The following is a 12,716-nucleotide window of genomic DNA, read 5'->3' as shown; positions in this document are numbered from 1 at the left end:
TAAGCGGTTAAGTAGTCAACGACAAAGTCCGCTTCGTCTTGCAGTAGACGACTACTGCAGCCCGCCCCGCCGTGTGCGCCGCCGGCCCCGCCGGTCCCGCCGACGCCGCCGTCGTTGATCCAGGAGAAGCCGCCGTGCCCGCCGGCCCCACCGACCCCGGTTTGGCTGGTTCCCCCGGGACCCCCGGGGCCACCGTCGCCCCACACCAGGCCGGTGCCGCCGTCCCCGCCGACCCCACCGGTACCGGAGTGGCTGGATCCGCCGGCGCCGCCGGCGCCGCCCCAGCCGGCGAGGAGCGGCCCGTCGCCGCCGCGCCCGCCGGCGCCGCCGACGCCGGCATCGCTGAATCCGCCGGGTCCGCCGTTCCCGCCGCCCGGGCCCAACAGCCCGCTGAGCAGCCCGCCTGTCCCGCCGGCGCCGCCGGCCCCGCCGTCGCCGAGAAGCGAGCTGCCGCCGGCGCCGCCGGCCCCGCCGGCGCTGAACAGCAGGCCCCCGTTGCCGCCGCGTCCGCCGGCCCCGCCGACGCCACCGGGCGCCGTGCTCGCTCCGCCCGCACCGCCGGCGCCGCCGTAGCCCAACAGCGGGTCGCCGGAATTGCCGCCGGCCCCGCCGGCGCCGCCGTTGCCGGTCGCCGAGCTTCCGCCTGCCCCGCCGGCCCCGGCGTATCCCAGCAGCCCGGAGGCGCCGCCGTTACCGCCGTTCTGGCCAGGCGCGCCGGAGCCGCCGGCGCCGCCGTTGCCCAGCAGCCACCCGCCGGGCGCCCCGTCTTGCCCGGTGCCCGGTGTCCCGTTGGCGCCGTTGCCGATCAGCGGACGTCCGGTCAGCGCCAGGCTCGGCCCGTTGATCGCGTTGAGCAGATCCCCCTCGATGGTCTGTGCCGGATTGGCCGTGAACGCCGCGACATTGGCGGCCTCCGCGCTCGCATAGGACCCGGCACCCGCGGTCAACGTCTGCACGAATTCGTCGTGAAACGCGGCCGCCTGGGCGCTCAGCGCCTGAAACCGTTGGCCGTGGCTGGAAAACAGCGAAGCGATCGCCGCGGACACCTCGTCCTGGGCCGCGGCGATCACCCCCGTGGTATGGGTCGCGGCTGCCGCGCTGGCGGCGTTGAGGGTCGAGCCGATATTCGCCATATCACCGGCGGCCGTTGACAGTACGTCCGGCGCGGCGATCAGATACGACATATCCACCCACCCATTCGCTCGTCGGGTCGACCTGGATGAAACCGAGGCGAAGCGCAATCCAGCGTCGAACGAATCGGCGGGGCGGTCTGCAGTAGTCGTCTACTGCAAGACGAAGCGGACTTTGTCGTTGACTACTTAACCGATGGGTCTCGCGGCCGTAGCGGGCGCTTACCTGTGAATCGGCGTTCGGCTATCGATTGAAACCGCTTGGCCTCCTAGGATTTGAACGCAGCGCCGGAAGGCGAAGGAGGCCACGATGCCGGGTGGAAAGCCGAACATCCTCGTCATCTGGGGCGACGACATCGGGATCACCAACCTCAGCTGTTACAGCCAGGGCCTGATGGGCTATCGAACCCCCAACATCGACCGGATCGCGGCCGAGGGCATGCTGTTCACCGATTCATACGGCGAGCAGAGTTGCACCGCCGGCCGCGCGTCGTTCATCACCGGCCAAAGCGTCTACCGCACCGGGCTTTCCAAGGTCGGCATGCCCGGTGTGGACGTCGGGCTGTCGGCCGACGACCCGACGATCGCCGAGCTACTGAAACCGCTCGGGTATGCGACGGGCCAGTTCGGCAAGAACCACCTCGGCGACCTCAACAAACACCTGCCGACGGCGCACGGCTTCGACGAATTCTTCGGCAATCTCTATCACCTGAACGCCGAGGAGGAACCCGAGCACCCCGACTACCCCACCGAGCAGGAGGCGCCGCTGCTGCGCAAGGCGCTGCTGCCGCGCGGGGTGATCCACTCCTGGGCCACCGACCAGGACAGCGATGAGGCCGACGAGCGTTACGGGCCGGTGGGTAAGCAGCGCATCGAGGACACCGGGCCGCTGACCAGGAAGCGGATGGAGACCGTCGACGACGAGTTCACCGCGGCGTGCGTCGACTTCGTCAAGCGCCAGCATGCGGCGGGCACCCCGTTTTTCGTGTGGATGAACACCACCCACATGCATTTCCGGACGCACACCAAACCCGACTCGCTCGGGCAGGCGGGGCGCTGGCAGTCGCCGTATCACGACACGATGATCGACCACGACCGCAACGTGGGTGAGCTGCTGGACGCGCTCGACGAGCTCGGCATCGCCGACGACACCATCGTCATCTACAGCACCGACAACGGTCCGCACTCCAACAGCTGGCCCGACGGGGCCACCACGCCGTTTCGCAGCGAGAAGAACACCAACTGGGAGGGCGCGTTCCGGGTGCCCGAAATGATTCGCTGGCCCGGGAAGATCCCGGCCGGCACGGTGTCCAACGAGATCGTCCAGCACCACGACTGGTTGCCGACCTTCCTGGCCGCCGCGGGTGACCCGGACATCGTCGACAAGCTCAAGAAGGGCCATCAGGTCGGGGACAAACGGTTCAAGGTCCATATCGACGGCTACAACCTGCTGCCGTATCTGACCGGCGAGGTCGCCGAAAGCCCCCGCAAGGGCATGATCTACTTCTCCGACGATTGCGACGTGCTCGGCATCCGGTACGACAACTGGAAGCTGGTGTTCATGGAGCAGCGCTGCGCGGGCACGCTGCGGATCTGGTTCGAGCCGTTCACGGCGTTGCGGGCGCCGAAGATGTTCAACCTGCGCACCGACCCGTTCGAGCAGGCCGACATCACGTCGAACACCTACTGGGATTGGCTGATCGACCGCATCTATATGGCGTTTTTCGGTGTGGCGCTGGTGAACCGGTTCCTGGAGACGTTCAAGGAGTTCCCACCGCGGGCCAAGCCGGCCTCGTTCACCATCGACCACGCGGTGGAACAGCTCAACGAGTTCCTCGCCTCTCGCGGCAAGTGACGACGCTCCACACCTGGAACGACGGTCCGGCGAAATCGGCGATCGTCGACTTCGTTCACCGCGTAACAAGCGAAGGCTCAAGCGATTTCGTCGAGCGGGACGCCCGCGTGGCGGTGTTCGACAACGACGGCACGCTGTGGTGCGAGAAGCCGATGTACATCCAGCTCGACTTCCTGGTGCGCCGATTCGCCGAGCAGGCAACGGCGGACCCGAGCCTTCGCGAGCGTGAGCCCTACAAGGGCGCGTACCACGGCGACCTGACCTGGCTGGCCGGCGCGGTGGCCAAGCACAATCGGGGCGACGACTCCGAGCTCAAACCGCTTGTGGCCGCGATACTTTCCGCCCATGCCGCGATCACCGTCGAGGAACACCGTGCCCGGGTCGAGGCTTTCTTTCGCGACGCCACGCACCCGACGCTGGGGCGGCCGTACACGTCGTGTGCCTACCGGCCCATGGTGGAGCTGCTGCGCTACCTGGAGGCCCACGGATTCACCGCCTTCATCGTCTCGGGCGGCGCGCGGGACTTCATGCGGCCCGTCACCGGCATGCTCTACAACATTCCGCCCGAGCGGGTGGTGGGCAGCTCGGTGGGCCTGACCTATCGCGACGGCCACCTGTTCACCACGGAGCAACCGGAGTTCCTCGACGAAGGGCCGGTGAAGCCGGTGCGGTTGTGGAGTCGGATCGGGCGACGGCCGATCCTGGCGGCCGGCAACTCCAACGGCGACATCGAGATGCTGGAATTCACCGGCGCCCCGGCGACGCCGTCGTTGCGGCTGCTGATCCGCCACGACGACGCCGAGCGCGAGTTCGCGTACACCGGGGGAGCGGAGCGGGCGCTCGGGCTGGCCGAGCGAAACGCCTGGACGGTCGTCAGCATGCGAGACGATTGGAAGGCCGTGTTTGACTGACGATCTGATCTGGATTCCCGAACAGACCGCGGTCCTGGGTTCCGACGAACACTACCCGGAGGAAGCCCCCGCGCGGCCGGTCAGTGTGGCGGGCTTCTGGATGCAGGCCCGCCCGGTCACGAACATGGAATTCGGCGAATTCGTCGCCGCGACAGGGTATATCACCGTCGCCGAGCGGGCCCTCGATCCCGCGGACTACCCCGGCGCCCCGAAAGAGAACCTGCAGCCCGGATCGATGGTGTTCACCCGGACCAGCGGCCCGGTCGACCTGCGCCATCTGAGCCAATGGTGGACTTGGACGCCCGGGGCGTCGTGGCGGCACCCCGTGGGGCCGCACTCGTCGATCGCGAAGCGAGCCGACCATCCCGTCGTCCACGTCGCGTACGAAGACGCTCGGGCCTACGCGGACTGGGCGGGACGCTCCCTGCCGACCGAGGCGGAATGGGAAACCGCGGCCCGCGGCGGCCTGGACCACGCGACGTACACGTGGGGTGACGACCCTGAGGCGTCGGGGCAGCGCCTGGCCAACTACTGGCACGGCGACTTCCCGTGGCGCCCCGACGCCGGCTACGGGCGCACCACACCGGTGGGCAGTTTCCCGCCCAACGGTTACGGCCTGTTCGACATGGCCGGCAACGTGTGGGAGTGGACCACCGACTGGTATGCCGACACGCGCGCCGGCGAGCCCTCCGAAGGGGACAGCTACGACCCGGCCCAGCCGCAGTTCCGGGTGCCGCGCAAGGTGATCAAGGGCGGCTCGTTCCTGTGCGCCGACAGCTACTGCCAGCGCTACCGGCCCGCCGCGCGCCGACCACAACCGATCGATACCGGCATGAGCCACATCGGCTTCCGGTGCGTCGTGCGGCCCGGCGCCGTTGTCGGGTGATCCGGCGGTATGGCACCCTCAGGGCGTGAACGAGCAACCCTTGAGGCCATTTCGCATCGACGTGCCCGACGGTGATCTTGACGATCTGCGCTCGCGGCTGGCGCGCACCCGGTGGCCGGAGGCCGAATGCGTCGACGACTGGAGCCAGGGCATTCCGCTGGCGTACACCCGCGAATTGGCCGACTATTGGGCCACCACATACGACTGGCGGTCCCGCGAGGCGGCGCTCAACCGCTTCGATCAGTTCGTCACCGAAATCGACGGGCTGGACATTCATTTGATCCACCAGCGCTCGCCGCACGACGACGCCTTCCCGTTGGTGATCACCCACGGCTGGCCGGGCTCGATCGTAGAGTTCCACAAGGTGATCGAGCCGTTGACCAATCCGGCGTCGGGGCGCGCCGAGGACGCGTTTCACGTCGTGTGCCCGTCGCTTCCGGGATACGGCTTTTCGGGCAAGCCTACCTGGACGGGCTGGGGCGTCGAACGGATCGCCGACGCGTGGGAGACGCTGATGCTGCGCCTCGGCTACGACCGCTACGGCGCCCAGGGCGGCGACTGGGGCGCCGCGGTCACCACGCAGATCGGCCGAAACGGCGGGCACTGCGCGGCAATTCACCTGAACATGCCGATCGGGCGGCCCACTAAGGAGGCGCTCGCCGACCCGACCCCGGAGGAGCAACGCGCGCTGGCGTCGATGGCCGAGCACCGCAAGTGGGGCACCGGCTATTCCAAGCAGCAGTCCACCCGGCCGCAAACGCTGGGGTACGGGCTGGTCGATTCGCCGGTGGGGCAGCTGGCGTGGATCGTCGAGAAGTTCTGGGCGTGGGCCGATTGCGACGGGCACCCCGAGAACGTGTTCAGCCGCGACGAGCTGCTGGACAACGTGATGATGTACTGGGTGACCGGCACCGGCGCGTCGTCGGCCCGGCTGTACTGGGAAAGCTTCCGGGTCTTTGGTCAGATGGACCGGGTCGAATTGCCCACCGGCGTCAGCGCTTTTCCGGGCGAGCTCCTGAAGGCGCCGCGAAGGTGGTGCGAGCCGGTGTACAACATCACGCACTGGACCGACATGCCGCGCGGCGGGCACTTCGCCGCGTTCGAGCAACCGGAGTTGTTTGTCGATGACGTCCGCGCGTTCTTCGCGACGGTGCGCTGAGCGACGGCGCGTCACGCACCCGGTGGTGCGAAGAGCTCCAAGGCGATGCCGTCGGGGTCGCGAAAGCTCAGTCCCGAGCCATAGGACGCGTCCACGATGCCGCCATGCTCGACGCCCAGCTCGTCCAGCCGCGTGACCCACTTCTCAAGGTCGGCGCGGCTGGCGCACCCGAAGCCGACATGGTCGAGCCCGACCCGCAGCTCGCTGAACGCCTCGTCGGGGGCGTGGCGGTCGTGCTGGTGAATGCCGAATATGGTGTGGCCATCGAGCATCCACACCAGGTGCCGAAAGCCGGCGTCGGTGTGCTCGTCGAGGATCGGCTCGGCGTCGAAAAGCCTGCAGTACCAGGGGCCGCTGATCTCGAGGTCACGCACCGTGACCGCGATGTGGTTGAGCGGGGGGAAGGGCATGGCCCGACTCTACCGTCAGACGATCCGCCAGCCCCTCCGAGCCCGAAAACGCATGTCCCACAGGTAAAGCTGATAGCCGAAGATCCAGGCGCGGTGCGGGATGAGCCGATCTGCCAGGCGCAGGGCGGTCAACAGATATTCGAACCGGCGCTGCTGGGCCCGCGACCAGTCCAGCTCCATCATCGCCCGAAATTCCGGGGCCAAGAATCCCGTCGTCGCGAACAGGTTGACCGGCCCACCAAGTGCCCGAAGTGGCAGCGGAAGGAACGCCATTGAGGCCACGCCGCGCAGGTGTTCGCGCACCGGCGGGTCGATGCGCAGCTCGTCGAGGGAGCGCTTCCAATACTCGTCGAACGCGGCGAGGTCCGGCGGCCACATGCGCTCGGGCACCTGCAGCGTGGTCCCGAGCCGTTTGGCGTCGCGATAGACGGCTTCGGCACTGGCGTCCTCCAGTGGGCCGTGCAGGAACTCGTGCTGGTCGACGAAATAGCGGTACAGGCAGGCGGCCACCCACAGCTGCAACCTGGGATCAAAAGCGTTGTAGGACACCGGACTCGACGATGTCGAGCGAACCTGCCGGTGCGCGGTGTCCACCGCGTCGCGGATCAAAGCCCGGTCCGATTCGGTTCCGATGGCGGCGACGGCCAGGTAGGTGCCGGTGGTGCGCGCCCGCTTGAACGGATGCTTGTAGACGTTGCCGCTGTCCACCGGGCTTTCCAGCACGCCGTAACCGACGCCGGGCAGGGAGAGCTGCATGATCACGTTTGCCGCGGGCAGCAACATCGCCGCCGGGTTCAGCAAATCGGCGATCCGGGTTGCGGGCCGCTTCATCGCGGATTACCCCTCATGGAGTCGAGTACACCACGGCAAACCGTTATATCCGCCCAAAAGTGGGCAGACCAGAGCGATGAGTACCCAACCTGGCCCGATCCGGCCGCTACCGCGCGCGCCCAGCCTGTCACCGACGGCCGACCCCGACGCATTGCTGTGGTGGGTGGTCGGCCTGCTGATCCTCGTGGTGATCGTGGCGGCCATCTTGGCCATCTAGTTGCCGACCCCGGTCGCGGCCGGTGTGAGACGCTGCCGGGGTGCGTGCGACTCGGTCCCGGGCCGCCGGCGTGCTGGCCGGCTACCTGACCGACCTCGCACTGGACGACCCCAGCCGGGGCCATCCGGTTGCGGTGTTCGGCCGGGCGGCCGCGGTGTTGGAGCGCGCCACCTACCGCGACGCCAAGGGGGCCGGCGCGCTGCACGTGGGCGCGCTGGTCGGTGCGGTGACGCTGCTGGGCGCGCGGGCCTCGCGTCGGGATGGGTTGCTGGCCACGGTGGCGGCGACGTGGGTCTGCCTGGGCGGGACGTCGTTGGCGCGCACCGGCCTGCAGATGTCGCGACTATTGGAGAGCGGTGACGTCGATGCCGCCCGACGGCTGCTGCCGTCACTGTGCGGGCGCGACCCGGCCCGGCTGGACGCCGCCGGCCTGACGCGCGCGGCGCTGGAGTCGGTCGCGGAGAACACCTCCGACGCCGAGGTGGCGCCACTGCTGTGGGCGACGGCCGGCGGGGTGCCCGGGGTGCTGGCGTACCGCGCCATCAACACGCTGGATTCGATGATCGGCCACCGCTCGCCGCGCTATGCCCGATTCGGTTGGGCCGCCGCGCGATTGGACGACGCGGCCAACTACCTGCCCGCCCGCGTGACCGCGGCGCTGGTGGTGCTGTGCGCACCGCTGGTCTCCGGGTCGCCGTCGGGCGCGCTGCGGGCCTGGCGCCGTGACGCGGCGCGGCATCCCAGCCCCAACGCCGGGGTGGTCGAGGCGGCCTTCGCCGGCGCGCTCGGCGTTCGCCTGGGCGGCCCGACGCAGTATCGCCACGAGCTGCAGATCCGCCCGACGCTCGGCGACGGGCGGCCGCCCGACGTGGCCGACCTGCGCCGCGCGGTGGCGCTGTCGCGGGCGGTGCAGGCGGCCGCGGCCTTGCTGATCGGGCTCGTCGCCTACCGCCGGCGGCCGTAGCGGTCGGCGAGCTTGTCCTCCACGGTCACCGGGGTGGCAGTCGCCTGCTGCTTTTCCCGCCGCCGGACCCGCAGCTCGGAGTAGACGAAGTAGCCCAACCCGATGGGCGCGAGGATGCCGAACGAAATCCACTGGATGCCATAGGACAGGAACGGCCCGGCATCGAGGTGCGGCACGCCGATCACGCCCAGTCCGCCGGGCTGGTCCTCGACCAACTGCAGATAGGAACCGGCCAGGGGCACCTTCGTCAACGCCGAGACCTGTTCGGTGTTAATCGAATACACCTGCTGCACACCGTCGGTGACGAAAGGATCCTTGCCCGCCACGGTGGGTTCGGAGTCCCGCAGTCGAGCCGTGATCGTCACCGTCTCCGCCGGTGGGCGGGCGATCGGCGGGACATGCGAGCCCTGCTCGGGGCGCACGTAGCCGCGGTCGACCAACACGGTCGGGCCATCGTCCACCACGAACGGTGCCAGCACCTCGAACGCCGGGTCGCCTTCGACGACCCGCAGCCGGGCCAGCACCTGCACGTCGGGCAGGTAGTGCCCGGTCGCCGTCACCCGGCGCCACTGCGCGCCCGGTGCCGACGAATCCTGCTGGGGCAGCAGGGTTTTCAGCGGCACCGGCGGGGTGTTGAGCGAGGACTCGATCTGGTGGTTCTCCCGCGACGTCCTGGTGTTCTTGCCGAGCTGCCACGGCGCGAGCACCATGAAGCACAGGTAGGTGAAGGCGATCACCACCAGCGCCAGGGCTATCCAGCCCGGGCGCAGCAGGAACGCCAGGCCCCTTTTCACCGGGGCATCGCGCCTCTCCCGTTTTTGGCGAGTCGTTCGTCGACCCACGCGTGCAGTCCGGGCAGGGCGGCCTCTATGACGGCGAAGACGTCCTCGAAGTCGTCGTGGTCGCCGTAGTAGGGGTCCTCGACGTCGGGGGCGTGGGCGCCCGAGCGCGGGTCGAACGACCGCAGCATGCGGATCCGGTCTTCCTCGACGCCCAGCTGACGCAACATCCGAACGTGATTGCGCCCCAAGGCCACCACCAGGTCGGCCGCCAGGTGGTCGTCGTTGAGCTGCGCGGCGCAGTGGGCGGTGGGGTAGCCGTGGGCATGCAGCACCCGGGTGGCCCGGTCGTCGGCGCAACTGCCGACATGCCAGTTGCCGGTGCCCGCGCTGGTCACCCGGACCGCGTCACCGAGGCCGCGTCGCTGCAGCTGGTCGGCGAACATCTTCTCGGCCATCGGGGAACGGCAGATGTTGCCGGTGCAGACGAAGGTGACGTGCAGTGGTTCAGACACCGAGGGCCCTCCGCAACTCCTCGACCGTCGCCGCGTGCGTCACGCCGGTGAGGCTGAACCCGTCCTCAAAGTCGGACCGCCCATAGCCCCAGCCGACCACCACCGTGTCGATGCCGTGCGCGGCCGCGCCGTGCACGTCGTGGCTGCGATCGCCGACCATCAGCACCCGCTCGGGCAGCGGCTGGAGTTGTTCGAGAGCGTGGGCCAGCACGTCCTCCTTGCTCTTGCGTGAGCCGTCGGGAGCCGCACCGGCGATCACCTCGAAATTCCCGTCCAGGCCAAAGTGGGCGAGGATGCGCCGCGCCGTCGGCTCCAGCTTGGAGGTGGCCACGGCCAGCCGGACCCCGGCCGCGCGCAGGTCAGCCAGCAGCGGCTCGATGCCCTCGAACAGCGTGTTCATCGCCCAGCCCCGCTCGCCGTATTCGGCGCGGAAGGCCGTGATCGCGTCCTCGGCGGAGTCGCCGAACATCGACCGGAAGGTGTCGTCCATCGGCGGACCGACGATCTGTGCGGCCAGGTCACCCTCGGGCACGGCCGCGCCGACGTGGTTGAGCGCGTGCAGGAAGCTGGCCACGATCCCGTCCGCCGAGTCGGTCAGCGTGCCGTCGAGGTCGAAGATCACCAGCTCCGCGGCGTCCGAGACAATGTCTGTCACCACACCATTGTCCTAGATGGCCGCACGCGCTCAGCGCGGCCCACTAGTGTTTCTCGGATGGCGACTCTGAACCCGAGCCCGCCAGCGGCGGCGCGCTATCACGGCGATCAGGCCGTGGCGCCCGGAATGCTCGACTTCGCCGTCAACGTCCGGCACGCGCAGCCGCCGGAGTGGCTGATGCGCCGGCTGGCCGCGCGGCTGCCCGACCTGGCGCGCTACCCGGGCCCGGCGGATACGCACCGGGCGCAGGACGCGGCCGCCGCGCGGCACGGCCGCACCCGTGACGAGGTCCTGCCGCTGGCCGGCGCGGCTGAGGGCTTCGCCCTGCTGCCCAACCTGCGCCCGGCGCGGGCGGCGATCGTGGCGCCGTCGTTCACCGAGCCCGCCGTGGCGCTGGGCGCGGCCGGGGTGCCGGTGCGGCACGTCGTGCTGGAGCCGCCGTTCCGTCTGGACGGCGCGTTGGTGCCCGACGACGCGGACCTCGTCGTGGTGGGCAACCCGACGAACCCCACCTCGGTGCTGCACACCCGCGCGCAGCTGCTCGCGCTGCGCCGGCCCGGCCGAATCCTGGTGGTCGACGAGGCGTTCGCCGATTCCGTTCCCGGTGAGCCCGAGTCGCTGGCCGGCGACGCGCTGCCCGACGTGCTGGTGCTGCGCAGCCTGACCAAGACGTGGGCGCTGGCCGGGTTGCGGGTGGGCTACGCGCTGGGCGCGCCGGAGCTGTTGGCGCGGCTGACCGCGCAGCGTGCGCACTGGCCGGTGGGGACCCTGCAGCTGACGGCCATCGCGGCCTGCTGCGAGCCGCGGGCCGTCGCCGATGCCGCGGCCGGTGCGCTGCGGTTGGCGGAGTTACGCGCCGAGATGGTGGCCGGCCTGGCGTCGGTGGGCGCCGACGTGGTCGACGGCCGGGGGCCGTTCGTCCTGTTCCGCCTGCCCGACGGCGACCGGATACGAAACGACTTGGAGCGCAAGGGGATTGCCGTCCGTCGGTGTGACACCTTCGTCGGACTGGACGGGCGGTACCTGCGGGCGGCGGTGCGACGGGACTGGCCACTGCTGATCCAGGCCATCGCGGAGGCGCTGCGGTGAGCGTGCGGCTGGCCGACGTGATCGAGGTGCTCGACGAGGCGTACCCGCCGAATCTCGCGCAATCGTGGGATTCGGTCGGCCTGGTGTGCGGCGACCCCGACGACGCGCTGGGCTCGGTGACCGTCGCCGTCGACGCGACGCCGGCCGTCGTCGACGAAGTTCCCGACGGCGGACTGCTGCTGGCGCATCACCCGTTGCTGTTGCGCGGGGTCGACACCGTGGCGGCCAGCACGCCGAAGGGCGCGCTCGTGCACCGCCTGATCCGCAGCGGGCGATCGCTGTTCACCGCGCACACCAACGCCGACTCCGCCTCGCCCGGGGTGTCCGACGCGCTCGCCGACGTGCTCGGGCTCACCGTCGAGGCCGTGCTCGAACCGCTTGCGGCCGCGGGCGATCTGGACAAGTGGGTCGTGTACGTGCCGACGGAGAACGCGGAGGCGGTGCGCGAGGCCGTGTTCGCGGCCGGCGCCGGCCACATCGGCGACTATTCGCACTGCAGTTGGAGCGTGAGCGGAATCGGGCAGTTCCTGCCGCACGAGGGGGCCGCGCCGGCGATCGGCAGCGTCGGCAGCGTCGAGCGGGTGCCCGAGGAGCGGTTCGAGGTGGTCGCACCGGCGCGGGCCCGGGCAACCGTGTTGGCGGCGATGCGCGGCGCCCATCCGTACGAGGAGCCCGCGTTCGACATCTTCGCGCTGGTGCCCCCGCCCACCGACGCGGGGCTGGGCCGGATCGGCACGCTGGCACGACCGGAATCGTTGAGCAGCTTCGTCTCCCGTGTCGGCGCCGCGCTGCCGCGGACCTCGTGGGGCGTGCGTGCGTCCGGGGACCCCGACGCGCAGGTGTCGCGGGTCGCCGTGTGCGGCGGCGCCGGGGATTCGCTGCTGGCCGCCGCGGCCCGCGCGGGCGTGCAGGCTTATGTGACCGCCGATCTGCGGCACCATCCTGCCGACGAGCATCGCCGGGCCTCGGACGTGGCCCTGGTCGACGTGGCACACTGGGCCAGCGAATTCCCCTGGTGCGAGCAGGCCGCCGGCATACTGCGGTCCCGTTTCGGGGAGGCGCTGCCCGTCCGGGTGTGCGCCATCCGCACCGACCCTTGGACGCTCGGGCAGGTGGCTGAGACGGGAGAGACGGGGAGAGACGGGGAGAACAGCAATGAAAGCTGAGGTCGCACAGCAACTTTCGCTACTCGAGTTGTCGAAATTGGACGCCGAGCTGTCTCGCATCGCACACCAGGCCAGCCATCTGCCCGAGCAGGAGGCCGTCGAGCGGATCCGTGCCGACCACACCGCGGCCGCCGATCGGCTGGGTGCGC

14 protein-coding genes and 1 pseudogene are annotated in these 12,716 nt (G+C 70.0%); 9 read left to right on the top strand and 6 right to left on the bottom strand.

Annotated features, from left to right (window positions below; all coding sequences use genetic code 11):
- Positions 1 to 1,184, bottom strand: a 1,184-nt coding sequence (locus A5712_RS22065) for a PE family protein (RefSeq protein WP_156766716.1), incomplete at its 3' end; no start/stop codon positions are given.
- A gap of 256 nt (positions 1,185 to 1,440) precedes the next feature.
- Between A5712_RS22065 and A5712_RS22060 the strand changes: the two genes are divergently transcribed.
- The 4 genes from A5712_RS22060 to A5712_RS22045 are packed head-to-tail and all read left to right on the top strand — an operon-like array spanning position 1,441 to position 5,941.
- Positions 1,441 to 2,985, top strand: a complete 1,545-nt coding sequence (locus A5712_RS22060) for an arylsulfatase (protein ID WP_068109749.1) — start codon at positions 1,441 to 1,443, stop codon at positions 2,983 to 2,985.
- Positions 2,982 to 3,896 carry an HAD family phosphatase gene (locus tag A5712_RS22055; RefSeq protein WP_068109747.1) on the top strand — a complete coding sequence of 305 codons (915 nt, stop codon included), beginning with the start codon at positions 2,982 to 2,984 and terminating at the stop codon, positions 3,894 to 3,896. The genes A5712_RS22060 and A5712_RS22055 overlap by 4 nt, the downstream gene beginning before the upstream one ends.
- On the top strand, positions 3,889 to 4,782 hold the full coding sequence (locus tag A5712_RS22050) for a formylglycine-generating enzyme family protein (protein WP_068109744.1): 894 nt from the start codon (positions 3,889 to 3,891) through the stop codon (positions 4,780 to 4,782). Before A5712_RS22055 ends, A5712_RS22050 begins: the two co-directional genes overlap by 8 nt.
- Positions 4,783 to 4,822: 40 nt before the next feature.
- The gene (locus tag A5712_RS22045) at positions 4,823 to 5,941 is read left to right on the top strand and encodes an epoxide hydrolase family protein (protein WP_068109755.1); all 1,119 of its coding nucleotides are present in this window, start codon (positions 4,823 to 4,825) and stop codon (positions 5,939 to 5,941) included.
- 11 nt (positions 5,942 to 5,952) lie between these two features.
- Here A5712_RS22045 and A5712_RS22040 read toward each other — a convergent pair whose 3' ends face one another.
- Together A5712_RS22040 and A5712_RS22035 are read right to left on the bottom strand one after the other, a co-directional pair.
- Complete coding sequence (locus A5712_RS22040; RefSeq protein ID WP_068109741.1) at positions 5,953 to 6,351, bottom strand: VOC family protein; 399 nt, start codon at positions 6,349 to 6,351, stop codon at positions 5,953 to 5,955.
- 15 nt (positions 6,352 to 6,366) lie between these two features.
- Entirely contained in the window at positions 6,367 to 7,182 is an 816-nt protein-coding gene (locus tag A5712_RS22035) for an oxygenase MpaB family protein (RefSeq protein ID WP_068109738.1), read from the bottom strand.
- 76 nt (positions 7,183 to 7,258) lie between these two features.
- On the opposite strand from A5712_RS22035, the gene A5712_RS31000 reads away from it, so the two are divergent.
- Positions 7,259 to 7,399, top strand: coding sequence for a hypothetical protein (locus A5712_RS31000; protein ID WP_156766715.1), 141 nt, complete (start codon positions 7,259 to 7,261; stop codon positions 7,397 to 7,399).
- A gap of 40 nt (positions 7,400 to 7,439) precedes the next feature.
- Complete coding sequence (locus tag A5712_RS22030) at positions 7,440 to 8,363, top strand: cobalamin biosynthesis protein (RefSeq protein WP_068109734.1); 924 nt, start codon at positions 7,440 to 7,442, stop codon at positions 8,361 to 8,363.
- On the opposite strand, the gene A5712_RS22025 is transcribed toward A5712_RS22030, so the two are convergent.
- The 3 genes from A5712_RS22025 to A5712_RS22015 are packed head-to-tail and all read right to left on the bottom strand — an operon-like array spanning position 8,345 to position 10,279.
- Complete coding sequence (locus A5712_RS22025) at positions 8,345 to 9,157, bottom strand: SURF1 family protein (RefSeq protein WP_068109732.1); 813 nt, start codon at positions 9,155 to 9,157, stop codon at positions 8,345 to 8,347. The two genes, A5712_RS22030 and A5712_RS22025, sit on opposite strands and share 19 nt — an antisense overlap.
- Complete coding sequence (locus tag A5712_RS22020; RefSeq protein ID WP_068109729.1) at positions 9,154 to 9,657, bottom strand: low molecular weight protein-tyrosine-phosphatase; 504 nt, start codon at positions 9,655 to 9,657, stop codon at positions 9,154 to 9,156. The genes A5712_RS22025 and A5712_RS22020 overlap by 4 nt, the downstream gene beginning before the upstream one ends.
- Entirely contained in the window at positions 9,650 to 10,279 is a 630-nt protein-coding gene (locus tag A5712_RS22015) for an HAD-IA family hydrolase (protein ID WP_068109752.1), read from the bottom strand. The genes A5712_RS22020 and A5712_RS22015 overlap by 8 nt, the downstream gene beginning before the upstream one ends.
- A gap of 39 nt (positions 10,280 to 10,318) precedes the next feature.
- Between A5712_RS22015 and cobC the strand changes: the two genes are divergently transcribed.
- The 3 genes and pseudogenes from cobC to A5712_RS31480 form a co-directional block, all read left to right on the top strand.
- On the top strand, positions 10,319 to 11,401 hold the full coding sequence (gene cobC, locus A5712_RS22010; protein ID WP_255404415.1) for an Rv2231c family pyridoxal phosphate-dependent protein CobC: 1,083 nt from the start codon (positions 10,319 to 10,321) through the stop codon (positions 11,399 to 11,401).
- The gene (locus A5712_RS22005) at positions 11,398 to 12,567 is read left to right on the top strand and encodes a Nif3-like dinuclear metal center hexameric protein (protein ID WP_068109722.1); all 1,170 of its coding nucleotides are present in this window, start codon (positions 11,398 to 11,400) and stop codon (positions 12,565 to 12,567) included. The genes cobC and A5712_RS22005 overlap by 4 nt, the downstream gene beginning before the upstream one ends.
- Positions 12,557 to 12,716: pseudogene (locus A5712_RS31480) on the top strand (hypothetical protein); the annotation flags it as partial. The gene A5712_RS22005 and the pseudogene A5712_RS31480, both read left to right, overlap by 11 nt.

The organism is Mycobacterium sp. E2327, from assembly GCF_001672675.1.
Classification (GTDB): Bacteria; Actinomycetota; Actinomycetes; order Mycobacteriales; family Mycobacteriaceae; genus Mycobacterium.
Note: the sequence above shows the minus strand (reverse complement) of the source record. Positions and strands in the feature narration are given on the sequence as shown.

Bases quoted from the DNA above. Each gene is read 5' to 3' on its own strand.
- A5712_RS22060 (WP_068109749.1), top strand. From the start codon at position 1,441: ATGCCGGGTGGAAAGCCGAACATCCTCGTCATCTGGGGCGACGACATC.
- A5712_RS22040 (WP_068109741.1), bottom strand. From the start codon at position 6,351: ATGCCCTTCCCCCCGCTCAACCACATCGCGGTCACGGTGCGTGACCTC.
- A5712_RS22035 (WP_068109738.1), bottom strand. From the start codon at position 7,182: ATGAAGCGGCCCGCAACCCGGATCGCCGATTTGCTGAACCCGGCGGCG.
- A5712_RS31000 (WP_156766715.1), top strand. From the start codon at position 7,259: ATGAGTACCCAACCTGGCCCGATCCGGCCGCTACCGCGCGCGCCCAGC.